This window comes from Oscillospiraceae bacterium (assembly GCA_022483045.1).
Taxonomy (GTDB): Bacteria; Bacillota; Clostridia; order Oscillospirales; family Acutalibacteraceae; genus Caproicibacterium.
In genome coordinates this window covers 1,355,375-1,382,175 of the sequence record JAKVOA010000001.1, presented here as the reverse complement: position 1 = coordinate 1,382,175, position 26,801 = coordinate 1,355,375, and the positions used below count along the sequence as shown (strand labels likewise).

The 26,801-nt window shown below is 50.6% G+C and carries 27 protein-coding genes; 17 read left to right on the top strand and 10 right to left on the bottom strand.

What is annotated here, in order from left to right:
* Positions 1–133: 133 nt before the first annotated feature.
* The 3 genes from LKE53_06665 to LKE53_06655 all read left to right on the top strand — a co-directional run bounded on the left by LKE53_06665 (position 134) and on the right by LKE53_06655 (position 4,849).
* Positions 134–2,224 carry a glutamine synthetase III gene (locus LKE53_06665; protein MCH3972425.1) on the top strand — a complete coding sequence of 697 codons (2,091 nt, stop codon included), beginning with the start codon at positions 134–136 and terminating at the stop codon, positions 2,222–2,224.
* 218 nt (positions 2,225–2,442) lie between these two features.
* Positions 2,443–4,458 (top strand): ATP-dependent zinc metalloprotease FtsH, encoded by a 2,016-nt coding sequence (gene ftsH, locus LKE53_06660; protein ID MCH3972424.1) that lies wholly within the window; start codon positions 2,443–2,445, stop codon positions 4,456–4,458.
* Positions 4,439–4,849 (top strand): C-GCAxxG-C-C family protein, encoded by a 411-nt coding sequence (locus LKE53_06655; protein ID MCH3972423.1) that lies wholly within the window; start codon positions 4,439–4,441, stop codon positions 4,847–4,849. The genes ftsH and LKE53_06655 overlap by 20 nt, the downstream gene beginning before the upstream one ends.
* A gap of 80 nt (positions 4,850–4,929) precedes the next feature.
* Here LKE53_06655 and LKE53_06650 read toward each other — a convergent pair whose 3' ends face one another.
* On the bottom strand, positions 4,930–5,106 hold the full coding sequence (locus LKE53_06650) for a DUF4250 domain-containing protein (GenBank protein ID MCH3972422.1): 177 nt from the start codon (positions 5,104–5,106) through the stop codon (positions 4,930–4,932).
* A gap of 206 nt (positions 5,107–5,312) precedes the next feature.
* On the opposite strand from LKE53_06650, the gene LKE53_06645 reads away from it, so the two are divergent.
* The 5 genes from LKE53_06645 to LKE53_06625 all read left to right on the top strand — a co-directional run bounded on the left by LKE53_06645 (position 5,313) and on the right by LKE53_06625 (position 9,468).
* Positions 5,313–7,436 carry a sodium-translocating pyrophosphatase gene (locus tag LKE53_06645; GenBank protein ID MCH3972421.1) on the top strand — a complete coding sequence of 708 codons (2,124 nt, stop codon included), beginning with the start codon at positions 5,313–5,315 and terminating at the stop codon, positions 7,434–7,436.
* Positions 7,437–7,593: 157 nt separating this feature from the next.
* A complete protein-coding gene (locus tag LKE53_06640; protein MCH3972420.1) occupies positions 7,594–7,992 on the top strand; it encodes a secondary thiamine-phosphate synthase enzyme YjbQ in 399 nt (132 codons plus the stop codon).
* 181 nt (positions 7,993–8,173) lie between these two features.
* Positions 8,174–8,782 carry an NUDIX domain-containing protein gene (locus LKE53_06635; protein ID MCH3972419.1) on the top strand — a complete coding sequence of 203 codons (609 nt, stop codon included), beginning with the start codon at positions 8,174–8,176 and terminating at the stop codon, positions 8,780–8,782.
* Positions 8,779–9,033: a hypothetical protein gene (locus LKE53_06630; protein MCH3972418.1), complete on the top strand. Its 255-nt coding sequence runs from the start codon at positions 8,779–8,781 to the stop codon at positions 9,031–9,033. Before LKE53_06635 ends, LKE53_06630 begins: the two co-directional genes overlap by 4 nt.
* Positions 9,034–9,162: 129 nt before the next feature.
* Positions 9,163–9,468, top strand: coding sequence for a hypothetical protein (locus LKE53_06625; GenBank protein MCH3972417.1), 306 nt, complete (start codon positions 9,163–9,165; stop codon positions 9,466–9,468).
* A gap of 76 nt (positions 9,469–9,544) precedes the next feature.
* Here the strand turns inward: LKE53_06625 and LKE53_06620 are convergent, their stop codons facing one another.
* Positions 9,545–10,396 carry an AraC family transcriptional regulator gene (locus LKE53_06620; GenBank protein MCH3972416.1) on the bottom strand — a complete coding sequence of 284 codons (852 nt, stop codon included), beginning with the start codon at positions 10,394–10,396 and terminating at the stop codon, positions 9,545–9,547.
* 199 nt (positions 10,397–10,595) lie between these two features.
* On the opposite strand from LKE53_06620, the gene LKE53_06615 reads away from it, so the two are divergent.
* A complete protein-coding gene (locus LKE53_06615) occupies positions 10,596–11,576 on the top strand; it encodes a D-isomer specific 2-hydroxyacid dehydrogenase family protein (GenBank protein MCH3972415.1) in 981 nt (326 codons plus the stop codon).
* A 162-nt stretch (positions 11,577–11,738) separates the two neighbouring features.
* Here the strand turns inward: LKE53_06615 and LKE53_06610 are convergent, their stop codons facing one another.
* The 5 genes from LKE53_06610 to LKE53_06590 all read right to left on the bottom strand — a co-directional run bounded on the left by LKE53_06610 (position 11,739) and on the right by LKE53_06590 (position 15,356).
* Positions 11,739–12,749, bottom strand: a complete 1,011-nt coding sequence (locus tag LKE53_06610; protein ID MCH3972414.1) for a WYL domain-containing protein — start codon at positions 12,747–12,749, stop codon at positions 11,739–11,741.
* A 247-nt stretch (positions 12,750–12,996) separates the two neighbouring features.
* Entirely contained in the window at positions 12,997–13,161 is a 165-nt protein-coding gene (locus LKE53_06605) for a hypothetical protein (GenBank protein ID MCH3972413.1), read from the bottom strand.
* Complete coding sequence (locus LKE53_06600) at positions 13,158–13,379, bottom strand: hypothetical protein (GenBank protein MCH3972412.1); 222 nt, start codon at positions 13,377–13,379, stop codon at positions 13,158–13,160. The genes LKE53_06605 and LKE53_06600 overlap by 4 nt, the downstream gene beginning before the upstream one ends.
* A gap of 50 nt (positions 13,380–13,429) precedes the next feature.
* Positions 13,430–14,401, bottom strand: a complete 972-nt coding sequence (locus LKE53_06595; protein ID MCH3972411.1) for a YihY/virulence factor BrkB family protein — start codon at positions 14,399–14,401, stop codon at positions 13,430–13,432.
* Positions 14,402–14,417: 16 nt separating this feature from the next.
* On the bottom strand, positions 14,418–15,356 hold the full coding sequence (locus LKE53_06590) for a DMT family transporter (GenBank protein MCH3972410.1): 939 nt from the start codon (positions 15,354–15,356) through the stop codon (positions 14,418–14,420).
* Positions 15,357–15,657: 301 nt separating this feature from the next.
* Between LKE53_06590 and LKE53_06585 the strand changes: the two genes are divergently transcribed.
* The 3 genes from LKE53_06585 (at position 15,658) to galE (ending at position 19,122) form a co-directional block, all read left to right on the top strand.
* Positions 15,658–16,956, top strand: a complete 1,299-nt coding sequence (locus LKE53_06585; protein MCH3972409.1) for a galactokinase — start codon at positions 15,658–15,660, stop codon at positions 16,954–16,956.
* A gap of 67 nt (positions 16,957–17,023) precedes the next feature.
* Positions 17,024–18,007 (top strand): galactose-1-phosphate uridylyltransferase, encoded by a 984-nt coding sequence (gene galT, locus LKE53_06580; protein MCH3972408.1) that lies wholly within the window; start codon positions 17,024–17,026, stop codon positions 18,005–18,007.
* A gap of 104 nt (positions 18,008–18,111) precedes the next feature.
* Positions 18,112–19,122: a UDP-glucose 4-epimerase GalE gene (gene galE / locus LKE53_06575; GenBank protein MCH3972407.1), complete on the top strand. Its 1,011-nt coding sequence runs from the start codon at positions 18,112–18,114 to the stop codon at positions 19,120–19,122.
* Positions 19,123–19,191: 69 nt separating this feature from the next.
* On the opposite strand, the gene LKE53_06570 is transcribed toward galE, so the two are convergent.
* Positions 19,192–19,395: a hypothetical protein gene (locus LKE53_06570; GenBank protein ID MCH3972406.1), complete on the bottom strand. Its 204-nt coding sequence runs from the start codon at positions 19,393–19,395 to the stop codon at positions 19,192–19,194.
* A 244-nt stretch (positions 19,396–19,639) separates the two neighbouring features.
* On the opposite strand from LKE53_06570, the gene LKE53_06565 reads away from it, so the two are divergent.
* Together LKE53_06565 and LKE53_06560 are read left to right on the top strand one after the other, a co-directional pair.
* Positions 19,640–20,206, top strand: coding sequence for a redoxin domain-containing protein (locus LKE53_06565; GenBank protein MCH3972405.1), 567 nt, complete (start codon positions 19,640–19,642; stop codon positions 20,204–20,206).
* A 37-nt stretch (positions 20,207–20,243) separates the two neighbouring features.
* Positions 20,244–20,909 (top strand): thioredoxin family protein, encoded by a 666-nt coding sequence (locus LKE53_06560; GenBank protein MCH3972404.1) that lies wholly within the window; start codon positions 20,244–20,246, stop codon positions 20,907–20,909.
* Between the two features lie 84 nt (positions 20,910–20,993).
* Here the strand turns inward: LKE53_06560 and LKE53_06555 are convergent, their stop codons facing one another.
* Complete coding sequence (locus tag LKE53_06555; protein MCH3972403.1) at positions 20,994–22,115, bottom strand: metallophosphoesterase family protein; 1,122 nt, start codon at positions 22,113–22,115, stop codon at positions 20,994–20,996.
* A gap of 284 nt (positions 22,116–22,399) precedes the next feature.
* Between LKE53_06555 and LKE53_06550 the strand changes: the two genes are divergently transcribed.
* From LKE53_06550 to LKE53_06540, 3 genes are read left to right on the top strand one after another with little or no spacing between them, the layout of a single operon-like run.
* Positions 22,400–23,083 carry a hypothetical protein gene (locus tag LKE53_06550; protein MCH3972402.1) on the top strand — a complete coding sequence of 228 codons (684 nt, stop codon included), beginning with the start codon at positions 22,400–22,402 and terminating at the stop codon, positions 23,081–23,083.
* 19 nt (positions 23,084–23,102) lie between these two features.
* Positions 23,103–24,389, top strand: a complete 1,287-nt coding sequence (locus LKE53_06545; GenBank protein MCH3972401.1) for a 2-hydroxyacyl-CoA dehydratase family protein — start codon at positions 23,103–23,105, stop codon at positions 24,387–24,389.
* Positions 24,370–26,016 carry an acyl-CoA dehydratase activase gene (locus tag LKE53_06540; GenBank protein MCH3972400.1) on the top strand — a complete coding sequence of 549 codons (1,647 nt, stop codon included), beginning with the start codon at positions 24,370–24,372 and terminating at the stop codon, positions 26,014–26,016. Before LKE53_06545 ends, LKE53_06540 begins: the two co-directional genes overlap by 20 nt.
* A 122-nt stretch (positions 26,017–26,138) precedes the next feature.
* Here the strand turns inward: LKE53_06540 and LKE53_06535 are convergent, their stop codons facing one another.
* Complete coding sequence (locus LKE53_06535) at positions 26,139–26,726, bottom strand: cytidylate kinase-like family protein (GenBank protein ID MCH3972399.1); 588 nt, start codon at positions 26,724–26,726, stop codon at positions 26,139–26,141.
* Positions 26,727–26,801: the final 75 nt, after the last annotated feature.

The window sequence follows — 26,801 nt, the reverse complement described above, 5'->3', positions numbered from 1 at the left end:
CCGTTGACTTTTTAGTTTCGCAGGAATATAATAGTTGCAACGACAGTAAAGGCGCTGTGGGGAGGGCTCCCTATGGCGCTTTTTCTCTGTTTACCAGCTTTTTAGATTGATAAAACTGCATGGAGGGATTTGCATGAGTACGGTTCCAGAATTATTTGGCAGCCTGGTTTTTAACGAAACCGTGATGAAGGCGCGCCTGCCGAAAGATACTTTTCGGGCACTGATGAAGACCCGTAAAGAGGGCCAGCCGCTTGTGTCAGATGTGGCAAATGTTGTAGCAAACGCGATGAAAGACTGGGCGGTTGAAAATGGCTGCACCCACTTTACCCATTGGTTCCAGCCGATGACCGGCATCACTGCAGAAAAACACGACAGCTTTATTTATCCGGTAGATGGCGAAAAAGTCATTATGGAGTTTTCCGGCAAAGAGCTAATTAAGGGCGAGCCGGATGCCAGCTCTTTCCCGTCGGGCGGCCTGCGCGCTACTTTTGAGGCCCGCGGCTATACTGCATGGGACCCCACCAGCGATGCTTTTATTAAAGACAATACACTCTGTATCCCAACTGCGTTCTGCTCCTATACTGGCGAGGCCTTGGATAAAAAAACCCCGCTGCTGCGCTCTATGAATGCTCTCAACCGGCAGGCAATGCGCGTTCTGCGCCTGTTTGGCGACACCACTACCCAGCGGGTCAACACCAATGTCGGCCCCGAGCAGGAGTATTTTTTAATTGACCGCGACCTTTACTTAAAGCGCCGTGACCTGGTCTATACCGGCCGCACTTTGTTTGGCGCAAAACCGCCAAAGGGCCAGGAAATGGAAGACCACTATTTTGGCGTACTGAAGCCGCGCGTCAAGTCCTTTATGGCTGATTTGGATAATGAACTGTGGAAACTTGGCATTTTTGCTAAGACAGAACATAACGAAGTTGCGCCGTCTCAGCATGAGCTGGCCCCGATTTACTGTAACACCAATGTTGCGGCTGACCACAACCAGCTGACAATGGAAATTATGAAGAAAGTGGCAGCCCGCCATAACCTGGCCTGCCTGCTGCATGAAAAGCCATTTGAGGGCGTCAATGGTTCCGGCAAGCACAACAACTGGTCCATTTCCACCGATACTGGCTCCAATCTGCTCGACCCCGGCGATTCTCCGCGCAAAAACGCGCAGTTCCTTCTGTTTTTGGTTGCAGTTATTGAGGCAGTTGATGAGCATCAGGACCTGCTGCGTCTGTCGGTTGCCAGTGCGGGTAACGATCACCGCCTGGGTGCCAACGAAGCGCCGCCGGCTATCATCTCTATTTTCCTCGGCGATGAGCTGACCGCTGTGCTGGACTCCATTGACCAGGGCAAGCACTATGCACAGAAAGACAAAGAAGTACTGGAAATCGGCGTTGATGAGCTGCCAACTCTGCCCAAAGACACCACTGACCGCAACCGCACCTCTCCTTTTGCTTTTACCGGAAATAAATTTGAATTCCGCAGCCTTGGCTCTACAGTATCCATTGCCTGCCCGAATATGATGCTCAATACCATTGTGGCAGACGTACTTGAAAAATACGCAGACCGCTTGGAGAAAGCAAAAGATTTTAATAAAGAACTGAATACCATTATCCATGATGCTTATCATGCGCACAAGCGCATTGTCTTTAACGGCGACGGCTACACCGATGAGTGGATTGCCGAGGCAAAGAAGCGCGGCCTGCTGAATCTTCCCTCTACTGCAGAAGCAATGCCGTACTACACCCGCCCCGAAAACGTGAAACTGTTTGAGCGCCACTCTGTGCTGACAAAGGGCGAAGTGTATTCCCGCTGTGAAATCCAGTTGGAAAACTACACCAAGCAGCTGCACATTGAGGCACTTACCATGGTGGACATGATCGATAAAGATATTTTGCCTGCAGCAGATAAATACGTTAATGACCTTTCCAACACGGTTGTTGCGAAAAAGGCAGCCTGCGCTGCTGCTCCGGCAGAATTTGAAAGCGCAACTATCAAAAAGATTTCTGCTCTGTGTGATTCCCTGTATGAGGAAAACCAGACGCTGCAGAAAGATATCGACGGCGAGGGCAAAGGCACAATTGAGGAACAGGCGAAGTATGCTCGCAATACCCTGTTTGCCCAAATGGAGAAGACCCGCAAGGTCGCAGACCAGATTGAGCCTTTGGTCGGCAAAGCCTATTGGCCTTATCCCACCTACGGCGATATGCTGTTCAGCGTGGTTTAACACAAATTTAGTAAAACTGGAAAAGCAGGCTTCCGCAGTACCCGGGCGAAAGCCTGCTTTTTCTTTCGATTTGTTTACGGCAAATTCATAGCAATCTGTAAAAGATTGTGGTATTATGATAAATACATAGAGCGAGTGAAGAACACACAGTTTTTTATGAAAAGCAGCCGCAGTGCAGCGCAGTCGTCTTTTCACGTTCCTATGGGAAAGGAAATGCGATGAAAGAACAAAAGAATCCCAAGAAACAAATGGTCATTTTTTATACAGTTGCGATTCTTGCAATCCTGCTGCTGAATATGGTCGTGTTCCCAAGTTTGTCGCAGCCAAAAACGATTAGTGTTGATTATGGCACGTTTTTGAAAATGGTCGACAATGACCAGGTTGTCAAGGTGAATATTGACCGTTCCAATCAAAAGATTACGTTTACTGCAAAGGGGAAAGTTCCGGTTACTAATTCGTCTGCTTCTTCGACGACAGCTTCCAGTCTGCTGTCAAGTTCAGGAAAGACAGTGCAGGAGCAGCCAAGCGACCCAAGCAAAGAGAATACCTATGTAACCGGGCTGATGTCGGATGATAAATTGACAGACCGGCTGCTTGCCAAGAAAAACATACAGTTTACCGCGGAAATTCCGCAGCAGACTTCGCCGCTTCTGGCAATTTTTGTAGAAGTTATTTTGCCCTTTGGCCTTATCGTACTGGCGGGCTGGTTCTTCCTGCGCATGATGCAGAAGCGCGTGGGCGGGCCGGGCAGCATGTCTTTTGGCAAGAGCAACGCCAAAATTTATGTGGAGGCACAGACTGGTAAAACTTTTAACGATGTTGCCGGTGAAGACGAGGCAAAAGAGGCTTTAGTCGAGATTGTTGATTTTCTGCACAATCCGCAGAAGTACGCCGATATTGGCGCAACGCTGCCAAAGGGCGCTTTGTTGGTGGGCCCTCCCGGCACGGGCAAAACCCTGCTGGCGCAGGCGGTTGCCGGTGAAGCACATGTGCCGTTTTTCTCTATTTCCGGCTCTGAGTTTGTAGAGATGTTTGTCGGCATGGGCGCCGCAAAAGTGCGCGACCTGTTTAAGCAGGCACAGGAAAAGGCCCCCTGCATTGTGTTTATCGATGAAATTGATACCATTGGCAAGTCGCGCGACAACAGCATTTCCTCCAATGATGAACGTGAGCAGACCTTGAACCAGCTTCTTACTGAAATGGATGGTTTTGATGGGCGCAAGGGCGTTGTCATTTTGGCAGCGACGAACCGCCCCGACAGTTTGGATAAAGCACTGCTGCGCCCCGGCCGTTTTGACCGCCGCATTCCGGTGGAGCTGCCGGACCTTAAGGGCCGCGAAGCAATTCTGAAAGTACATGCGCGCGATATTAAAATCGGGCCGGACGTCGACTACAACGCGATTGCCCGCGCTACAGCGGGGGCTTCCGGTGCAGAGCTTGCCAATATCATCAATGAGTCGGCCCTGCGCGCAGTTAAGTGCGGTCGACATGCAGTTATTCAGGAAGATATGGAAGAAAGCGTCGAAACAGTCATTGCAGGCTATCAGCGCAAAGGTGCGGTCATTCCGCCAAAAGAGAAGAAAATTGTTGCTTACCATGAGACTGGGCATGCCCTGGTGGCTGCAAAGCAGAAGGGCACGGCGCCTGTCACAAAAATTACGATTGTGCCGCGTACCAGCGGTGCCCTGGGTTACACCATGCAGGTGGACGAGGGCGAAAAATCCTTGATGAGCAAGAGCGAATGCTTAGAGAAGATAGCAACACTGTGCGGCGGGCGTGCGGCTGAGGAACTGATTTTCGGCGACTGCACCAGCGGCGCCAGCAATGATATTGAGCAGGCAACTAAGATTGCCCGCGCAATGATTACGCGCTTTGGCATGAGCGACGATTTTGGCATGGTCGCTATGGAAACGATACAGAATCAGTATTTGGGCGGCGATGCATCATTGGCCTGCTCACCCGAAACAGCAACGAAGATTGATTCAGAGGTACAGCACATCATTAAGGTGCAGCACGCTAAGGCACTGCAGATCTTGAAAGAGAATGTTCCGAAGCTGCATGAAATTTCCAAGTACCTGCTGGATAAAGAAACTATTACCGGAGACGAGTTTATGCGGCTGCTGCAGGAAGATGACAGCCAGAAACTGCCAGAGGAAAAAGCCCCTGCCCTTTCTGACACATCTGATGCGGCAAACAAGGAGGATAAAACTGAAGATGGAGAGCCGAATCCGTAAAGCACTTGAGCGCCACCGCAGCGGTTATAACTGTTGTCAGGCAGTCGCGTGCACTTATTGTGACCTTGTCGGCGTTTCAGAGGACCAGATGTTTCGTATGGCAGAGGGCTTTGGCGCAGGTATGGGCGGCATGAAAGAAACCTGTGGTGCGCTTAGTGGCGCAGTCCTGCTGGCGGGTATGAAGAACAGCGGCGGTATGCGCCAGCGCACCAAAGCAGAGACTTACCAGCTTTCGCGGCAGTTGGTTGACGGCTTCCTGCAAAAGGACGGCTCAGCGGTCTGCAAAGATTTGAAGGGCGCTGACAGCGGCATTCCGCTGCGCAGCTGCGATGGCTGCATAGAGGATGCCTGCACGTTGGTTGAGCAAATCCTATTTTCTGAACAAAAATGAAATTGCTGAAGAACTTTTCAGCTTATAAAAAGGACCGGCGTTTCTGCAGAAGCGCCGGTCCTTTTTATTTGGATTGTGTTTTATACGAATTGGTTGTGGCTGGGGTCATAAACATAATCGATTGATTTCAGCTTTTCTTCCAGCGCTTTCTGGTCGACATCCAGCGTGTGGCAGAGTTCATCCAGTGAGGGATAGTTGTTGCGTAGACGCGCATTGACAACGCTCAGCAGAATAGCGGGATCGTTTGGCAGACTCATTGTGCAGCGCTCCTTTCTCAGAAAAAGTATAACAAATTTCGGTAAAAGAAGCAATAAATTGCTCCTTAGAGTAAGAAAAACGTAGAATTTTAGATAAACATAGCAAAAAAATCACATTTACTCTTTACATTTTATTCAATATTCATTATAATCGTGTATGAACATAGGAGAAGGGAAAAAGAAGTTTTGAATGGAGGTCTTGTTTTATGCTCACAATTCTAGCACCCATTGGGGCAGTAGTCGCGCTGCTGTTTGCGTGGTCTCTGGCTCGGCGGGTTCACAAGGCGGACGAAGGTACCGAAAAAATGCGGAAAATTTCGGCAGCTGTGCGCCAAGGTGCTAACGCTTACTTAAAGCGTCAGTACAGCGGGGTAGCAATCTTCTTCGCAGTCATGTTTGTCGTTTTGTTCATCATGGCTGCCTGCGGATTCCTTACTTACTTTGTTCCGTTTGCATTTTTGACAGGCGGGTTCTTTTCCGGTCTGTCAGGCTTCATTGGGATGCGCATTGCGACTTCTGCAAATGACCGCACCGCAAATGCAGCCAGCAAAAGCCTAAACGCGGGCTTGAAAGTTGCTTTTTCGGCCGGCGGCGTTATGGGCTTTGTCGTGGTTGGTCTCGGCCTGGTAGACATTTCGTTTTGGTATTATGTACTTAAATGGTTTTACTCGAATCCCGCAAACCTCGGCCTCGCGGCAAATGTAGCCCCTGCAGTATTAGAAAATGCGCAGGTGCAGGCAATTACCAGCACAATGCTTACCTTTGGCATGGGCGCTTCGAGCATGGCGCTGTTTGCACGTGTGGGCGGCGGCATCTTTACCAAGGCGGCTGATGTCGGTGCAGACTTGGTTGGCAAAGTTGAAATCGGCATTCCGGAAGATGACCCCCGCAACCCGGCAGTTATCGCAGACAATGTCGGCGACAACGTCGGCGATGTTGCTGGTATGGGTGCAGACCTGTATGAATCCTATGTCGGTTCGATTATTTCTTCGGCAGCACTTGCGGTTGCAGCTGGCTACAGCTTCAAAGGCATTGCCATTCCAATGGTTATGGCGGCTGTCGGCATTCTTGCTTCCATAATCGGCACATTCTTTGTTAAGACAAAAGATGGCGCAACACAGCACAATCTGCTCACAGCCCTGCGCCGCGGCACTTGGATCAGCGCAATCATTATTGCCATTGTTGCTTATCCGCTCATTCGGTATGGCGTCGGTGCAGAGCATGTCGGTCTGTATGGAGCTGTCCTTTCTGGACTGATTGCTGGCATTCTGATTGGTGTATTTACAGAGTATTATACAAGTGATACCTATAAGCCACTGAAAAAACTGGCGGCTTCCAGCAAGACCGGTGCAGCCACAGTCATTATAGACGGCCTCAGCCTTGGTATGAAATCCACTGCAGCGCCTGTTGTCATTGTTGGTATTTCCATTCTTGTCAGCTACTTTGTTTCCGGCGGTGCACAGTCCTACAACAGCGGCTTGTACGGCATTGGCCTTTCTGCCGTTGGTATGCTTTCAACACTGGGCATTACCCTTGCAACAGATGCATATGGCCCTGTTGCAGATAACGCAGGCGGCATTGCTGAAATGGCCGGTTTGGACGAAACCGTGCGCGAGCGCACCGATGCACTGGACAGCTTGGGCAACACCACAGCGGCTACAGGCAAAGGCTTTGCAATCGGTTCTGCTGCGCTGACAGCGCTGGCACTTATTGCTTCCTATATCAGTGAAATTAAAGTACGTGACCCGAAGTTTGCGTTTAACCTGAATATTACCAGCCCACAGGTTTTGGTAGGTCTGTTTGTCGGTGCGGTGCTGCCCTTCATCTTTGCAGCCCTCACCATGGCAGCAGTTGGTAAGTCTGCTGAGAGCATCGTGGTTGAGGTCCGTCGTCAGTTCCATGAAATCAAAGGCTTGATGGAGGGAAAAGTTGACCCGGACTACAGCACCTGTGTAGACATGTGCACACGTTCCGCACAGAAAGAAATGGTTGCTCCGGCGCTTCTGGCGGTTATCGTGCCAATCGCTGTCGGCTTGATTTTGGGCGTCAACGGTGTCTGTGGCATGTTGGCAGGCGCAACAGCTGCTGGCTTTATCATGGCAATTATGATGGCAAATGCCGGTGGTGCATGGGATAACGCAAAGAAGTACATTGAGGCCGGTCACTTCGGCGGCAAAGGCAGCGACTGCCACAAGGCAGCGGTTGTCGGAGACACAGTTGGCGATCCGTTCAAAGATACTTCCGGTCCGTCTATCAATATCCTGATTAAGCTGCTGTCTATGGTTTCCATCGTCTTCAGCGGTTTGATTATGAGCTTCCATCTGATGTAATCAGAATGCAAACCTGAGAGAGTGATTTATAGAGGCAGGCTTTTTGCTTTGGCAAAAGCCTGCCTTTTGTGTTCCTTGCTTTTCCCCGCGCATTGTCATATAATACACACAAGAGACCATAAACTTGGTCTGCAGCGGGGAATGGAGGTTTTGCTTTTTGCTGTATTCTTACGAATTGGAAACAGGAACAGAGGGCTTTTACGATATCACGGATGAAGTGCGAGATGCGCTGAAAAAGAGCTGTGTAAAAGACGGTATCTGCCTGGTCTACTGTGTACATACTACTGCAGGCATTACCATCAATGAAAATGCTGATCCAGACGTTGTACATGACCTGCTGTTTGCACTTGACCGCACCTTTCCCAATCGCCCAGAGTTCCGCCATCAAGAGGGAAATTCCGCGGCACACCTAAAGTCTTCTGTCATTGGCTGCAGCGCCACGGTGCCTGTGCAGGACGGCCGTTTGGCGCTTGGTACGTGGCAAGGCATCTATTTTTGTGAGTTCGACGGCCCGCGCAGCCGGCATTTTGTGGTAAAAGTGCTTGAGGATAACTAAGCACGACCGCCACACTTGCTGACATTGAAACATGAATTTGAAAAAATATGTCAGAAGTAGGAATAAAATGTAGTAGAAATGATGTAAAGAAAATTGCTTTACATAAAAGCCGAAAAAATGCTGAATTTTAAGAGAAAATTTAAGTGTAAAGGTGTATACACTTACAGATAAGGAAGATAAAATGTCGGAATTGCTCACAATTTATGATTCACTTTTTAATGAAATTGGCACAAAAGAGCGCACATTGGTACATGCAGAAGGAGACTGGCACGCTGTTTCTCACTGCTGGGTTCTTTCCCGCTTACCTACAGACAACGGCGGCAAAGAGCTTTGGGTTTGGCTGCAGCAGCGCGCACATAATAAAGACAATGCGCCCGATTTTTATGACATCACAGTCGGCGGACATATCCGCGCAGGCGAAAGACCCTCTGATGCATTGCTGCGTGAAACAGAAGAGGAAATTGGTCTTTCGCTTCTGCCGCAGGAAGTCTGCCTGCTGGGCATTACAAAAGAGGATTGTGTAAGCCCTATCAGCCATTTCATAGACCGAGAGTTCAACTATGTTTTTTTGCACTTAGAAGATGCACCGTGTTTTCACCCCGGGGAAGAAGTGCAGGATATGGTGCGCATTCGCGCAAAAGATTTGTGCGAAAAAGCGCTGCACGGCCGAAAAGTGCTGCCGGCGGTTTCTTTGACGCGGGGAGAAATCCTTTTGCGTGCGGAACAATTCTGTGTACATCCAAATGAATTTTCTGGTATGGTTTTGCCGGCATTGGGGGAAACAAAATGAAAAGGCTTTATTTTCGCGGCGAGCACAAATACCGCGCAGCGGAGCTGCTGTTTTCAGACAGCCCGACTTTTCGTGTTGAGGATTACACACCGTACGAGGTACTGGAAATTGTTTGGCAGGCGGACGGCCGCTATTCTGTGTGGGGCGATCTGCCGAATGACGCCGACTTGCTGCGTGATACCTGCCGGGACCCGCGGCACTTGGTGCAGATGGCGCTGCCGTTTGCAGATGAAGCAGTGGAAGAAGAATAAGCTGCGGTGTGCCGTGAAAAGATATTTGTTGCAGCGAAATTTCCTTGCCTTTTTTTCGGCAGGGTAGTATAATCATTCCAAAGAACCATGTGTAAATTAGTAAAGATTAAATCTGAAGGAGGGACCAACATGGAACAAGAGCAGAAAAAGAAAAAAAGCATTCTTGCGCAGTACCAGGAATTTTCCCGTATGTTGAGCAGCGCAGAGGGAAATTTTAAACTGACAGAACTGCTGACGGATGCTTTCTTTCAGAAATATACACAGTACCAAAACATGGCGGCTTTTACGGCTGCCATCGGTAAACCGATTGATTCAGTAGAGGATTTGACAGATGTCAGTGATGACGCGGTCTGGTCCAAAACCAATTTCAAAAATACAGAAGAAATGCTGAGCAAAGCCGTTGAAGAATATGTTGCGGCGGCCTTTGCAGATTGATTTTTAAAGTACAGGGAGCAATAAAAAGCGGCAGCTCGGCCGAAGCTAATGGCCGGACTGCCGCTTTTTATATTGCTTATTTTTCCAAAGATGTAGCAGCCTGCGCGCGCTTTGCCTGGCGGTACTCTGTGGGACTGCAGTCTTTTACCCTATGAAAAGCTTTTGAAAAAGCCAGAGGGTCCGGGTAACCGCAGGAGCGTGAAACCTGGCTGACCGATAAATCAGAGCTGGCAAGCAGGTCTGCTGCGCGCGCAATGCGCAGGTCCATCAAAAAGTCACGCGGTGACATGTGCAGCTGCCGCTGAAACAGCGAAGTCAGATAGCTGCGGTTTAAGCCCACGTAATTGGCAAGTGCGGTAATGCTCACAGCATTTTGATAGTTCTTCTGCATAAATTCGATTGCTTTGCTGACATAGATATTTCCGGCAGAGGTCTCTTCCCGGTAGGGCAGCTTTGCAGAAGCCGCTAAAATGCTAAACCACTGGTAAAGCAGCCCTTGCAGGCAGAATTCATCGCTGTAAGAAAGTTTGACGTGTTCAATCATTTTTCCAGTGCAGTCCTGCAGGTCTTCAGCTGCATTACAGTGAAAAATGCGCTTTTCTGCGGAAAGCCCGCAGCGGGAAAGATACTTTTCGGCTAAGCTGCCGCGAAAAGCAACCCAGACATAGTGCCAAGGTTCCTGCAGGTCGGCCTGGTAAAATGTGACCTCCTGCGGAAGAATTAAAAAGCCCTCATGCGGACCTACCGCATAGCTTTTCTTTTTTGTTTGGAAAATGCCGCGGCCGGAAAGACAGTAGTGCAGCAGATAGTATTCGCGCATGGCCGGGCCAAAGCCATGCCCCGGTGAGCAGGCTTGCTCGCCGCAAAAGAGCAGAGAAAGTTCGCCGGAAAGACTGGCAGGGTCTATGGGCGCTGATTTGTCGAGCATTATGCTTCAGCCTTCTTTAAGTATGTCTGTCATGATCATCCTTTATATTTGCATAAGTATAGCATATTCGTGCCGCTGCGGCAAGCATACGCTGTTTTCGCTTCTATTGCTTTTTGTACAGATGCGTTTATAATAAGAAGAAAATACAGATATTCTGCGGCAGAAAGGGATATCTGGCAGCTTGAAAGGGGAAAGATGGATGAAAATTACATTGTATTCCTGCAGGCCTGACGAAAAGCAGGCAATCAACAAATTTGAAAAACAATACGGTGTCGAATTTAACCGCACCGAGCAGGCGCTGACCGAGCAGACGGCATCTTTGGCAGCCGGCTGCCAGTGCGTCAGTATTATTACAACTATGGTGACGGCGCCGGTACTGGATGCTCTGCACGCGGTTGGGGTCCGTTATCTTTCCACACGTACGATTGGTTATGACCATGTCGATGTAGCTTACGCCAAAAAAATAGGAATCCATGTGGGCAACGTTTTCTATTCACCAAACAGCGTTGCCGATTACACAATGATGCTTATCCTCATGGCAACGCGGCGAATGAAGTCAATTTGGCGGCATGCACTGGTACAGAATTATTCCTTGGACGGCGTGCAGGGGCGCGAGCTGCCAAACCTGACTGTAGGAGTTGTCGGTACCGGCCGTATCGGCCGCACAGTCATTACACGCTTAACGGGCTTTGGCTGTCGCATCTTGGCCTGCGACCTGCACGAAAGCGAGGACGTAAAAGCTTTTGCACAGTATGTTCCGCTGGATACGCTGCTGCGTGAAAGTGATGTCATCACGCTGCACATGCCGGCGACCGACGATAACTACCACATGATCAATCAGCAGAACCTTGCCAAAATGAAGTCAGACGCGATTCTCATCAATACAGGCCGCGGTTCTCTGGTGGATTCGGATGCCCTGATTAATGCACTGGAGGCCGGAACTATTGGCGGCGCTGCACTGGATGTCATTGAAAAGGAAGCGGGTCTTTACTATAATGACCTGCAAGACCAGCCGCTGAAAAATCGCGACCTCGCGCTTTTAAAGTCTTTCCCCAATGTCATTGTCACGCCGCACACGGCTTTTTACACGGATCAGGCGGTCAGCGACATGGTTGAGAATTCCGTTAAAAGCTGCATTGCTTTTGAAAAAGGCGAAAAGAATCCGTGGCAGGTTGTGTAAAGGCACAACCTTTGCCACGAAAGGAATGAAAGAATAAATACCGCTTCTCTTTAAAAGCGCTTCTGTACGAAAATCTGCATATCAAAACGCTCCCTGCAGAGCGCCCCTGAAAGATTGAGATTCAGGAGCCTGCCCTGTGGGGAGCATTTTTGTTTAGAAAAGTCAGTCGCTTTGCGGTGTGCTTTCCGGCAGGCTGTTTAAAACTTCTTCTGCCTGTTGGCGCAGCTCTTCCTGTACGCTTTTTGGGGAAATAACCCGTACGCTGCCGGCAAATTGTGCGAGCCAGCCGAGAAATGGCGGACTGATGTGCACGTCCTCTACAATGCGAAACCAGCCGGGTATATCTGCCCGGTGGAAACTGGTTTCCATGCCGAAACGGTCTAAAACGGTGCCAGCCAGTGCGTCTTTAAATTCTAATGTCACATTTTCTTTGCGCCCATTATACATGCTGAAAGCTCTGCGGGTAAAGCGCGTCGGGTTAAAAGACGGTGGTGCAGGCTTTGCCTTTTGCTGCAGGAGCAAAACGTTTTCCATGCGGTCTACCCGAAAGTTGCGCATTTCGTCGGTACGGTCGTACCAGGCCAGTAAATAATAGAATTCGTTGTCCCAGCAGAGTGCATAGGGCGAAACGACATAGGCAGCGCCATCGTATTTGTAAATGCGCTGCTTTTTGGCGTCGTAATGAAAATAACGGAAACTGATTTTTTCATTTTGTGCGATTGCCTGGTGTACCACATCTACATTGTCATAAGTCTGCTCATTTTCAGAGCGCACCCGACCAACCACATACACCTGCCGCTGCAGCTGTGCGGCATCGTACCTGCTGGCCATCGACTCGATTTTCTGTACTAACATGCGTGACTTGTCCTCGGTCAGGAATTTTGCCGAGGCGACCGCATCGGTCATCAGCTTTAAGTCAGAGACTTCAAAAGAAAATGGACGGCTTTTCAGCCGGTATCCGCCTTTTGGTCCGCGTATGGTTTCCACCTCAATGCCACAGTCATTTAGCGCCTGCAGGTCACAGTAGATGCTGCGCCGCTCTGCAGGAATTCCTTGTTCCTCCATCTGCTGCAGAATGCTCTGCATGGAAATCAGATGTTCACGGTCCGTGCCCAGCCGCAGAATGCGGTACAGCATAATCAGGCGCTCTCTTTGTCCCTCTGTCTTTGACAATGCAGTCACTTCCTTTTTCTTTAGTATAGCATATTATTTTTCAGTACAAGATAGAAAGTACAATTAATCGTACTTTTAATTTGCTATACTAAAAACAGAAAGGGGATGGCAGCAATGCGCTATCAAATCAAAAACATAAATGGACATGTAGAGGTCTTTGACCGGTGCGGCAGATTCCTTTTTTCAGCTGATACAGCACAGGAGGCAGAAAACGATTTGAAAGAGCTGGCTGCTTAATCTTTGTCTGCTACAGAGTCTCTTTCAGATGCTCGCCAATCAGCTGCAGTTCGCCGCGCGTGCTGATTTCTGCGTCCGTTTTTACCAGAAAAGCCTGCACCCGCGGTGGTAGGCTGGCAAAGTAAGCGGCGGCCTCTGGGTCCTGCCGCAGCAGGGAAAACTGCCGCGGCGTCACGGGTAAAAACGGGGCGGTACCCCGCGGTGCAGGTCTTTGCTGTCGTCGGGATCATCGTCTTCAACAGGGCGGATGAAAGGTATCTCAGCGGGCCGCACGGCGCTGATTTGCGGCAGGTCAGCTGCCGGTTCGGCCGAGACGCCACCCTTATCCGGCGGCACAGTTGGCTTGATGCTGCTTTGGCAGTCATGAAACAAAAAATTATAGTTTTTCTCCATAAAAAATCACCTCATGCCTAGGTTGCCCGCGGCGTGAGGTGATTTTCAGTTTATTTTTTACCTTTTTCAGATCCATTTTTTGTTTCTGGTTTGTCGTTTACCTGCTCCGGGTCCCAGCCGCACACCCACAAATACCGCCAGCGCGCCGAGAATTTGACAATCTGCTTTTTCTTCATTTCCGTATTCATTTCCATAATTACGGCATTTAGTTCTGCACCGAGAATCAGTACAAAACCGCTGAAATACAGCCATAGCAAAAGCACAATGGCCGCGCCCAAAGTGCCGTAAATCAAAGAATAGTTCCCGATGTTTTCCACATAAAACGCATAAATCAGGGAAAAAATCATCCAGGTAAGCATGGCCAGCAGGGTACCGGGCAGCACTTGGCGCGGCTTATAGGTGCGGTTTGGTACTAAGTAGTAGGTGGAAAATAGCATAAGGAACAGAATGCCCGCCAAAAGAAAGAAACGGAACAAGTTCCAGAGATTGATAGAGTTAGAGCTTAGGTGCAGGGCCGGCGCGAGCAGGCGCAGTACGGTACGGCCCACATTGATAATGCCCAGTGCAACCAAAATGCCAAGTACCATAAAGATGGTGGCAATAAATAGATTTATCTGCTGCCGCACCGGCGAAACCGTAGAGCGGTAGCCGTAGGCGGTGCTGACATAGCGCAGCACACAGTTCATTGCACGCATGATAAAGTAAAACAGCAAAAAGGTACTGGTTAACAGCAGGGAGATATGTTTCGAGTTGCTTTTGACTTGCAGTACATGCTGCATATACCCGGAAATTGTTTCCAGTACATTTTTCGGCAGAATTCCTCTGAGCAGCTCCACGACATGTGCCGACAGGCCCAGCCGCGTCAGCAGCAGCGTCAGCAGAATCAGTGTGGGAAACAGCGTAAACAGAAAGTAATAGGCCAGCGCCGCAGCGCAGCGCCCGATATCGTGGGAAAGATAGCGCTGAATCATTCGGACATAAATCGGCTGTTCTTCATAAGGCAGAGCCAGCTTTTCTTTCATACGGCGGCGCCTCCTTTTACGATGTTTTGCTTTTTTCGCTGTGTGGTGCGGTTAGGTTTACCAGCAGAATGCCGACGCAGACAAACACCAATGCTGCTGCGGTTTTGGCGCCGGCAATCGATTCATGTAGCAGCAGTGCAGAAAGCAGTACCCCAAAGACCGGTGTCAGGAAAGTGTAAACGGCAACTTGACCGGCCGGATACTTTTGCAGCAGGATGGTCCAGATAGTAAACGCAACGCTGGAAAGAGCCGCCAGGTAAAGAAATACGCCCCATGCAGTGCCGCTTGCAAGCGTGATGCGGCCGCCGCCTAAAAATCCTGCAACAGCTAAAACAACGCCGCCAATCAACAGCTGCCACCCAGTAATACAGAAAGGGTCAGCTTTTCCGGTCAGAAATTTGCTTAAAATAGAGCCGACGGAAAACATTGCCGCAGCCAAAAACAGCAGGCCTTCTCCTTGAAAGCTGAAAGCACCACCGCTGCCGTCCAGATTGACCAGTACAACGCCCGCAAAGCCTACCAGGCACCCAAGTACTCGGCCGGCTGTCAGCCGGTCACTGCCGCGCAGCAGAAAATGTGCCAGCAGTACAGTTAAAAAAGTGCCTGTGCCCTGTATAATGGAACCGCGTACGCCGGTGGTGTGGGCAAGCCCCAGGTAAAAGCACAGGTACTGTGCGGCGGTCATCACCAGGCCCAGCCGGAAAATAGCCAGCCGGCTGCCGCGCGGCGGCAGGGAAAAGTGCCGCTGACGTACAGCCTGAAACAGCAGGACCAGGATTCCCGCCAATGCGAAACGGCAGCCGGCAAAAAGAGTTTGTGAAAAAGCGCCTGTTACAGCACATACCCGATAGCCGATTTTGATAAACGGAAAGGCGCTGCCCCACAGCGCAGTGCAGACCAGTGCGGCCGGCAGCGCAGCGAGCGCGTTTTTTTGTGAAGTACTTTTTTTTTGCATAACAGATGAGGTCCCTTTTTACGGCGGAAGGACAGCCATAGTTTCATTCATAATTTGTTCTATTATACAATGCCTGTGCGGGGATTTCCAGACACGAAAGCGAGAAATCTGTTTTTGACGGGCGTTCTGCAGAAAAATCCTTTCTATGGAAATATTATTATGCAACATTTATCCATAAAAATGAAACATTCCGTTCTTGCATTAGTGATAAAAGAAAGCTAAGATAAAGACAAATAAAACAGTTGATAATACAAATATTTTGTTAATTTGTCGAAATTATTTGAAACGGGAGGAAAAAAACATGAAGCTGTCAGAGGCCAAGAAGCAGTTTCTTATGGGGGGCCTGCATGAGAAGATAAAGCATATTTATGTCTGCAGTGACGAGGAGTGCGAGAATGTTGCACAGCGCTATGCGGATGCGCTGGATTGTTTTGCCGCTTTGTATGGGGCAGACCGCGATATTGCCGTTTTTAGTGCGCCTGGCCGCACAGAGGTGGGCGGCAACCACACGGACCATCAGCATGGCCATGTGCTGGCCGCAGCGGTTAATTTAGATGTTATTGCGGTCGTTTCACGCAGCGATGCCCCGACTATTCGGGTGAAGTCACAGGGATACCCGGAAGACGCGGTAGACTTGACTGACCTTTCTGTACATAAAGATGAGGCTAATACCAGCCAGTCGCTGATCCGCGGGCTTGCAAACTGGTTTGTAGAAAAAGATTACCCCGTTGGCGGCTTTGACGCCTACACCACTTCACAGGTGCTCAGCGGCAGCGGCATTTCCAGCAGCGCTGCCTTTGAGGTACTGATTGGCACAGCCATGAATGCTCTTTTCTGTGGTGGCGAAGAGAGCCCTATGCGCATTGCACAGGCAGGTCAATACGCGGAAAATGTCTATTTCGGCAAGCCGAGCGGCTTAATGGACCAGGCTGCCAGCAGCATCGGCGGCTTTGTCAGCATCGATTTCGGCGATGTGGAACACCCAAAAGCTGAAAAAGTGGATTTTGACCTAAATTCCTGCGGCTACACGCTCTGCATTATCGATACTCATGCGAGCCACGCTGACCTGACCTCGGACTATGCGGCTATTCCACAGGAAAGCCGGCAGGTTGCCGCTTACTTTAACAAAAAAGTGCTGCACGATGTGCCAGAGCCTATCTTTTATCAGAATATTCCACAGCTGCGGGAAAAACTGGGCGACCGCCCGGTGCTGCGTGCCATGCATTTTTACGCTGAGGACCGCCGTGCACAGGAGGAAGCCTTTGCCCTGCGCCACGGTGATTTTGAGCGCTTCAAGCGTCTGGTGCGTGAGTCCGGCGCTTCTTCTTTCATGTATCTGCAGAATATCTACAGCGCAGAGCACTGGAAGCGGCAGGCCGTTTCGGTTACGCTTGGGCTGATTGAGCATTTTGCCAACCGCCATGCACAGCGGGACGCATTTGCCTGGCGTGTGCACGGCGGCGGCTTTGCAGGTACGGTACAGGCCTTTGTTCCGCAGAAATGGATTGCTGACTTTACAGAGTCCATGAATGCCTGGCTTGGAGAAGGCTCCTGCCACCTGCTGCGGGTACGGCCGGTTGGCGGCGTGCAGATTCTGTAATTAATCGTCATCTATATTTATTTTTACATATTGGCAAGAGAAATAGGATAAAACGGAGGATTTATGAATGGCTGAACTCAGATGGAACCCCTTTTTGCAGGATTGGCACATGATTGCGAGCAATCGGCAGAACCGCCCGCAGATGCCGAAAGACTACTGCCCGTTTTGCCCCAAATTCGGCAATGTGCCGGACTATGAAGTGATGGAGTATGACAACGATTTTCCGGCTCTGACACAGGACCCGCCTGCGCCGGATGACGTAACTACAGATTTCTTTAAAACCGCACCAAATTACGGCAAATGCGAAGTCATTTTGTACTCACCCGGTCACACAACCACTATGCCGCAGCTCTCTGACAGCCACATGCGCAAACTGGTGGACCTTTGGTGTGAGCGCTTCACAAAAATGGCCGCTGACCCTAAAATCAAGTATATTTTCCCGTTTGAAAACCGCGGCGATGTAGTTGGCGTGACAATGCCACACCCGCATGGCCAGATGTATGGCTATCCTTTTATTCCAAAGCGGATTCAGGTAGAGACCAACAGCGCAAGGGAATACTATGAGAAAAACGGCACCTGCCTTTTCTGTGACACCCTGAAAAATGAGCTGAAAGAGCAGAAGCGCATCATTTTCCAAAATGAATTCTTTACCGTTTACCTGCCATTCTATACGGACTATCCTTATGGCGTATATATTATGACAAACCGCCATGTTTCCCGCATTGTTGACCTGACCGACGCGGAAAAAGACAGCCTTGGTGTTACGATTCGCGACACCGTAGGAATGCTGGACGCCCTGTTTGACTACCGCTTCCCCTATATGATGTGCATGTACAGCGCCCCGGTCAACAGCGGAGACTATGACAGCTTCTGCCACTACCACATTAAGTTTTTCCCGCCTATGCGCAGCGCGGTTAAGCAGAAATTCAACGCTTCCAGTGAAACGGGCGCCTGGGCAAACTGCAACCCTACCTGCCCGGAAGAGACCAGCAAAGAGCTGCGTGCCGCTTACCAGAAATATCTGCAGAACCGCCCCGCACAAGACCAATAAAAGACTTGACCGGCCGGGGTGCGGCGGTGTATGATGTAAGCTAACAGTGTATAAGAATCGGAACAACTCTGTGCCGGCAGAAACCGGCGGAAAGGAAATGCAATATGGAGACAATCCTCGTTACCGGCGGCGCCGGTTTCATTGGCAGCCACACCTGCGTCGCACTGCTTGAAAACGGCTATCAGGTCGTGGTAATGGACAATTTCGTAAATTCCAATATGAATGCAGTCAATGCAATTCGTACTATCACAGGGAAAGATTTCCCATTCTATCAGTGCGATATGCTGGACAAGCCGGCTTTTGAAAAGGTCTTTGCCGAAAACAAGATCGATGCTGTCATCCACTTCGCCGCGCTGAAAGCAGTAGGGGAAAGCGTGCAGAAACCGCTGGAGTACTACACAAACAACTTGACAGGTACTTTAAATCTGCTGCAGCTGATGCGTAAATACAGTGTGAAAAAGCTGGTTTTCAGCTCCTCTGCGACAGTGTACGGCAGCAATAACCCGGTGCCTTTTAAAGAAGATATGCCGATTGGCGGCACTACAAATCCGTATGGTACGACGAAGGTTATGACAGAGCAGATTCTGCAGGACCTCTGCGTTGCAGATAAAGAAATAAAGGTTGCGCTGCTGCGTTACTTTAACCCCATTGGCGCGCATCCCTCGGGCTTAATCGGAGAAAACCCGAACGGTATTCCGAACAACCTGATGCCTTACATTTCGCGTGTTGCGGCGGGCATTCTGCCCTGCCTTTCGGTTTACGGCGATGACTATGACACCCCCGATGGCACCGGCGTACGCGACTATATCCATGTCTGCGACCTTGCGAGCGGCCATATCTGTGCCCTGAAAAAGCTGGAAACCGCCCATGGCTGCGAAATCTACAACCTTGGCACCGGCCGTGGCAGCAGCGTGCTGGAAGTGGTACATGCTTTTGAAAGAGCTTCCGGCAAAAAGATCAATTACAAAATTGCACCGCGCCGCGCAGGCGATATTGCCACCTGCTATGCAGATGCCTCAAAGGCAAAACGCGAGCTTGGCTGGGAAGCAAAATATAATCTGGACGATATGTGCCGGGATTCCTGGAACTTCATTCAGCATACGAAGCAAAACTGAATAGCTGTGTAGATAAAAAAGCGGTACGGCAGAAATCTCTGCTGCACCGCTTTTGTGTTTTTGAAAAGATTACTTTTTGTTGTCGTCCTCACAGTTCATATTGTCTAAGCTGCAGGAAGAATCATCATCTTTGCCGACGCAGTTCATGTCATCCAGACCGCAGGTCTTGTCTTTTTCGTCATCGACGCAGTTCATGTCCTTTAAGCCACAGGTTTTATCGTCCTTGTGTGTTAAGCCATTCATATTATCGATGCCCAGTTTTTTCTTTCCCATTATTATGATACCTCCCTATTCCTTATAGAATATTATCAACATAGATAAGACAGGCTGTTCTTTCTGTAGTATAGCAACTATTGCCTAAAAATTCAAGTATTTTATTTTAATTTTTTCGCATAATGTAGCATTTTATAGCATTTATAGACAGAAACGGCTTGCTTTCTCGGCTGAGATTTGCTACAATTTGGTTGCAAAACCGTTTCTCATATAAAAATGATTCACCGGAAAGGGGCCTAAAAGTATGAACAATTATATTCATTTTACACCGGAAGATTTTACAGTTGACGCATACCAAAAGGGCGCATTTAAAACCGTTTCCCGCAAAGATCTGCTGGGGCACTGGTCGGTCTTTATGTTTTATCCAGCAGACTTTACCTTTGTCTGCCCGACAGAACTGAGCGATATGGCCGACCTTTATGACCGCATAGCGGCCGAAAACTGCGAGGTCTATTCGGTCAGTGAAGACACCCACTTTGTGCACAAAGCGTGGGCAGATGCTTCTGAAACCATTCGCAGAATTCCATTCCCCATGATCGGCGACCCGGCCGGTGTGTTGGCGCGTCAGTTTGGTGTACTGGACGAAGCGGCAGGGCAGGCGTACCGCGCAACTTTTGTGCTGAATCCCGAGGCACAGGTAGTATTGTACGAAGTAAACGATATGGGAATTGGCCGCAATGCAGAGGAACTGCTGCGCAAACTGCAGGCGGCCCGCTTTGTCGCCGAGCACGGTGACCAGGTCTGCCCGGCCAAGTGGAAGCCTGGTGCCGAAACGCTGACGCCGAGTCTTGATCTGGTCGGTATGCTGTAAGGGAGCAAAGCTGCTTTTGCAGAAAGGGGAGGATTTCATGTCGATTGATTTGACAGAACGGTCTGCCAAAAGTCCACTGATTTCAGAAGAACTGCAGAGCCAGCTGCAAACGCTTCTTGCGCGGGTGCAGCAGCCGGTGACGGTGATCTGTTTGGCGGATGCAGGAGAAAAAAGCAGCGAAATGCTTTCCTTTTTAAAACATTTCACCGGTTTGTGTCCATCGCTTTCGCTGCGGGCGCTTTCCCCAGGGGAAGACGCTGTAGCAGACCGGGCGCTGGATGCGGCACTGCTGCCGGCGACCGGTTTCTGCAGGGGGCAGGAATTTTGCCGGGCAGTCTTTCACGGCGTGCCGGGCGGCAAGGAACTGACCGGCTTTGTGTCGGCACTGCTGGCATTTACGGGGACTGCGAAGCCACTGGACAAGCCTACCCTCAAAGATATTGCCCGCATTAAAAAGCCCGCCAAAGTACAGATCTGCGTTTCACTCGGCTGTACACACTGTGCAAAAACAGTGATGTGCGCGCAGCGCATTGCACAGGAAAATCCACTGATTACCGCACACATGATTGACGCCAATCTTTACCCAGAGTTGGTGAAGAAATATCAGATAGAGCGGGTGCCGGTGCTGCTTGTCGATGGGGAAGAGGCCTCGGTTGGTGGCCAGACTATGCCGGAAATCTGCACGATTCTGCGCAAGCGCTGAATATTCTGTATAAAAAGGACCGGACTATGCAAAGACTTTTTGCACAGTCCGGTTTTGTGTTTATAAATGAAGTGCAGAAAATATTTATCTGCTGTGGCGGTGTTCCCGCTGATGCAGCAGGCAGGCGGCAGTGCCTGTCACGGCCGCTGTTTTCAGCAAAATGGAAAGCACCTGCTCGGGTGTGGCGGGGGTTTTATCCAGAAACAGGTTGCGCATAGGGTTGGAAACGCTGAAACCAAAAAGGTCGCTGTAGCTGACCAGCTGTGTTTCGTAGCGGCGGGGTTCCTTTTCATGCAGTGTAAACATGCGCACAGCACGGTCAAATCCAGGGCCATAGGTATTGAAGCCACAGCAGGGCGCATAGCCGGCGTCAATGCCGTGAAGCGGGCCCCAGAACGAATTGCGGTGATCGTGCCCAACATACAGGCCGACAACATCGCCGGCCTCTGTTAAGGCCGCCAGTTCGCCGGAGTTGCGTTCCGGTACACAGGGCGCTTCCCCCAGGCTGCCGCCGTAGACCTTGGTCTGGTCCAGTGCGTAGAAATGGCCGCGGCGGCTGCCGAAAGCTTCAATGCAGTCCGCCGTACCCTTGGGCACTTCTTGTAAAAACTCGTAAAATTCCGGTACCGGAATGTGCTGAAACACTAGTGAAGGAAGATACCTGCCGCCGTTTGCTTCTTTCAGGCGGGTGCGGGTTTCGCGGTACCAGTCAATTTGCTGTGGCAGCAGCGGGGCAAAGCGATCGGCGTTGGTGTCGAGCATATAAACAGCAAAGGCCGGTTTTCCGTCTTGGCCGGAAATCGTGGTGCAGCAGGTAGCGCAGTCTTCGGCATCTTTAACCGTGTTGATACATTCCGGGTACTGCAGGTAATAATACATCTGCTGCTGTTTGGAAAGGCCGGCGGTGATGTCGTGATTGCCAAACGTGACTAAAAACGGTACATGGTGAGACGCAATCGGCTCCATAATCTTTTCCAGTGTTGTGCTGACCCTTTCGGTGCCGCCGGGCATATGAAAATAGACACTGTACCCTTTCAGCTGGTCGCCGGTCAAAACCACCAGGTCGGGTTTTTCCTTTTCCAGTGCGGCATTTAAAAATTTCAGTGTATCCCCACAGACCACAGGACTTTCCTGTATGTCAGCAATTTGCATAATCCGAAACGTCCCGTCTTTATGAAAACGGAGCGGTATCTTTTTTTGGCTCATGTTGTCAGTTCCCCCTCTTAGGCCCTTTTCCAGCGCGCAAAAGCCGCAGCCGGCTGACAAGGGCAGATGAAGCAAATCGATACACGTATACTATGCCACAAAATTAAATTTCCTGCAAGCCCAATATGGGAAAAAATTACATATTTTTTATAATGAAATGTTTTCATACAAATTGCGCAAAGTGTCAATTCTTGCTTCTGTGAAAATATGCTATAATAACAGCAACAAGTTGTTCTGAAAAAGGCAGCTGTGCATTTTGCAAACAGGAAAAGGAGCGCAGAAACATGCAGAAAAAAGAGGAACGGCAGGCACAGCCGTTTACTTTTGAGGGAGCCCGGCGCTTTGACGGCCTGCCGCTTGCTTCGCGGCCGCAGAAAAAAGAAGTGCCTTTGGGTGGAAAACTGGCAGTGCTGTTTCCCGGCACAGGCTACAGCTGTGAGCGGCCGCTTTTGTACTATGCCCGCCGCGCGGCAGAGCAGATCGGCTGTGATGTACTGCCGATAAACTATCATGTCTTTTTAAAACGGGAGAGCGGTGACCTGCAGCGGCAGGTACAGAATGCGCTGCCACAGGCGCTGCAGCAGGCGGAGATGATTATAAAGGCAGCGCTCTGCCGCAAAACATACCGCGAGCTTTTCTTCTTTGGCAAAAGCTTTGGTACAGTGGTGGCGGGGGAACTGGAACAAAAGCTGACGCATCAAAAAATACACCAGTTTTTCTTAACTCCGCTTGCCTCCACACTGCCCTATATGGGCCGGCACGTCTGCTTTGCCGCCTCTGGTACAGCAGACCCGTGGGTGACAGATGCGGTGCGCCAAGAGATGAAGCGCCTTGCAACGGTGCAGATGTACCTTTTCCCGGGCGCGAACCATTCGCTTGAGGTGCCGGAAAATGTCGCCGCCAGCGTACAGAATATGCAGTTTTTACTGGACGCCTATCAGGCGTTTTTATGCAGGAAATCCATTTAGGAAAGGATACAAAATTCCTATGAATTCAGTTATAGAGAAATTTGGCCGCATTGTTGACGGTCAGCTTGATTCCCACCCGGCCGCTGCAAGGAACCTTTTGACGACTGCGTACCGCTTAAACGGCTGGGCGGGAAAGCACATTTTTAAAAAGACAACGCCGTCCCGCCTAGAGCTGTCAGATGCCTGCAACCAAGTGATTCTGCGGCCGTTTGACCACCCGCAGCAAAGCGCCATGGTCAGCTTGTTTACCCCCTGCGAGCTGCTGCAGGCTTTTGATTTGGCGCCGCTGTTTCCAGAGGGGCTGGCAAGCTATCTTTCCGGCGCGGGCGCAGAGCGCGGCTTTATCGAGGCGGCCGAGAAAAACGGCGTTCCCGAAACGCTTTGTTCCTATCATAAAATCTTTTTAGGCGCGGCGATGACGGGGGTGCTGCCAAAGCCGCGCTTTATCCTCAACACAACGTTGGCCTGTGACGCAAATACGCTTTCTTTTCGCAGGCTGGCTTCGTATTATTCGGTACCTCATATGGTACTGGATGTTCCTATGGAGCAGGACGCTGCCGCGGTCGACTACGTTGCCGGCCAAATGAAAGACTGTGCCCGCAAAATCAGCCTTCTTCTGCACCGCCCCCTGAATGAGGACAAACTGCGCAGTGCAGTTGCCCGTAGCGGAAAAACAGTGGCTCTTTACCAGCAGTATCTTGCGGCACGTGCGGAAAAATCCATGCCAGATGAGATGAGCTCTGAGATGTTTGCTGTCTTTGCGATGCACGTGCTTTTGGGTACGCCAGAGGCACTGGAGTTTGCGCAGGGCGTGCTGCGAGAGGCAGAAGCGGCGCCGCCGAAAGAAAAGAACGAGCTGCGCCTTTTGTGGGTGCATACCCTGCCGCACATGGACAGCGCCATGGTCGATTTTATGGACTTCAATCCCGACTGCCAGATTATTGCGACGGACATCTGCTTCGATTCCCCTGCTGTGACAGAAGATACGGACCCGTGGCAGGCCATGGCACAGCGCTTGGTGCAAAATACTTTGAACGGCCCGGCACAGCGGCGCATAGACGCTATTTTGCAGCAGGCCAACAGGCTGCACCCAGACGGCATTGTTTGGTTTTGCCACTGGGGCTGCCGCGAAACGGGCGGTGCCAGCCAGATGGGCCGCGAACAGCTGGAGAAAGCAGGATTTCCCACATTGATCCTGGACGGCGACGCCTGCGACCGTTCCAACTGCCCGCCTGGGCAGATGATTACCCGCATGCAGGCCTTTTTAGAGATGCTGGAGGAAAAACATGATAGCGTACACCTGTAAATATACACCGATTGAGCTTTTCGCGGGCTTTGGCGAAATGCCGGAGCAGCTGAACCCGACTGCGGAAAACCTGGAGGAGGCCGACCGGCTGAGCCACCGCAACCTGTGCAGCTTTTCGCGCGCTTTGCTGCAGACCTGCCGCGAGCACGATACTCAAAAACTGGTACTCACTTCCTGCTGCGATTCCATGCGCCGTGTGGGTGACGTCTTGCATGCGGCAGACCCCAATGCCTTTCTTTATATACTGGATTTACCGCACAGCGACGGCCCCTGTGCGCAAAAGCGCTATGCGGCAGAACTTCGCCGCCTGATTGATGCCTATTCGCAAAAGTACCAGGTGCCTTTTGATTTGCAGAAATGCAGAGCAGCATTTCTGCAGGAAACCGATGCAGAAAAAGAGGACTATTTTGCGCTGTTGGGTGCACGCTCCAATGCGGGCCTGCTGCAGATGCTGCAGCAGGAACTGCCGCTGCCGGTGCGGGACCGCACCTGTGTGGAAAACCGCCGTTTGCCAGCGCCGCCGGCAGGGCAGAATTTGGAGGAATTTCTGCTGTGGTACGCTGGGGCATTGCTGGGGCAGCTGCCATGTATGCGTATGACAGAAATTTCACAGCGGCGCGTTTTGCTGGAAGACCCGCATCTAAAAGGAATTTTGTACCATACTTTAAAATTCTGTGATTATTATGGATTTGAATACGCTGCCCTGCAGCAGGAAACCCGCCTGCCTCTTTTAAAGCTGGAGACCGATGGCACTGCTGGCGCAGAAGGGCAGCTGCGTACGCGGGTACAGGCGTTTGCAGAAAACTTTCACTCTGAAAAAAAGCAGAAAGCACCTGTTACTTTCACAGCCGGGGCGCACTATGCGGCAGGCATTGACAGCGGCTCGACCAGTACCAACGTGGTAATTTTGAATAATGACGGAAAAATCTGCGGTAGCGCGATTGTGCCAACCGGTGCCCGCGCTGCGCTTGGGGCGCATACAGCACTGCAGCAGGCGCTGCAGCAGGCGCACCTTTCCCGTAGTCAGCTGGAGGAGATCGTTGCCACCGGCTATGGCCGTGCCTATATTGGTGCCGGCGGCCGCGATGTTACCGAAATTACTTGCCACGCGAAAGGCGCCTACTTCTTAGATCCCTCTGTGCGTACGATTATCGACATTGGCGGTCAGGACAGCAAGGCCATTCGTCTGAATGACAGCGGTATTGTGGAAAGCTTTGTAATGAATGATAAATGCGCCGCAGGCACTGGGCGCTTCCTTGAGATGATGGCGCATGCGCTGCAGCTTTCTATGGAAGAAATGAGCGAATGTGGTCTGCACTGGAAAGAGGATATCGTTATCAGTAGCATGTGTACGGTCTTTGCCGAGAGCGAAGTGGTTTCTTTGGTGGCGAAAAATAAGCAGACGGCCGATATTGTGCATGGCCTGAATGAGGCAGTTGCCGCTAAGGCCGCGACGTTGGCAGCCCGTGTCAATCCGCAGCAGCGCTTTATGATGACTGGCGGTGTGGCGTCAAACCGCGGTGTCGTGAAAGCACTGGAAGAAAAACTGGACGCGCCGCTTGTGGTGCTGCCGGAGCATCAGCTCTGCGGGGCACTGGGCGCTGCATTGATCGCTTTCAATTTATAATTTATAATTCAAGGAATCAAGCATAAACAAAAAGGGCCATACCCTGTGAATCCTTTCGGGTATGGCCCTTTTATTTTTTATTTGTCAGACCAATCAGGCGTTTGTAAAAGGGCAGAATCCTTTTACAGAAGGGCGGCAGTATCTGCCAGCAGGTTTACACAGCGGTCAATGCCCCAATAAGCGCTGCTAAGGGAAACATCATAGTTTTCCTGTGCACCCCAGGCTTTTTCGGTATAGCAGCTGTAGTATTTACGGCGTTCCTGGTCGCTTTTGCGGATCATCAGCTGAGCGTCCTGTACAGAGCAGCTGTGAATGCGGCGAATGCGCTGAATGCGGTCCTGCAGTGGTGCATGGATAAAGACCCGCAGCAGGTCGACGTCTTCATCCAGCAAAATGACATCAGAACAGCGGCCTATGATGATACAGTCCTCTTGGTAAGCAATTTTGCGAATGATTTTTGCCTGCGCAACAAACAAAGTGTCGCTGTTGGAAAGGCCAAAATAGGTTTTGCGCTCATCCTGTGGTGTGGCAGAGTCGTAGCGCTCGTCAGATGCTTTCAGTGTATCCACACTTAGGCCGCTTTCACGGGCGGCGCGGGTAATCAGCTCTTTGTCATAAAAAGGCAGACCCAGTTTCTGCGCAAGTTTTTCGCTGATTTCGTGGCCGCCGCTGCCAAACTGCCGGCTGATCGAAATGATGCGATGTGACATCAAAAAAACCCCTTTCCTATTTCCAAATCCCTGACAAGATTGATTATACAATAATATTGTCAAAAATGCACGCAT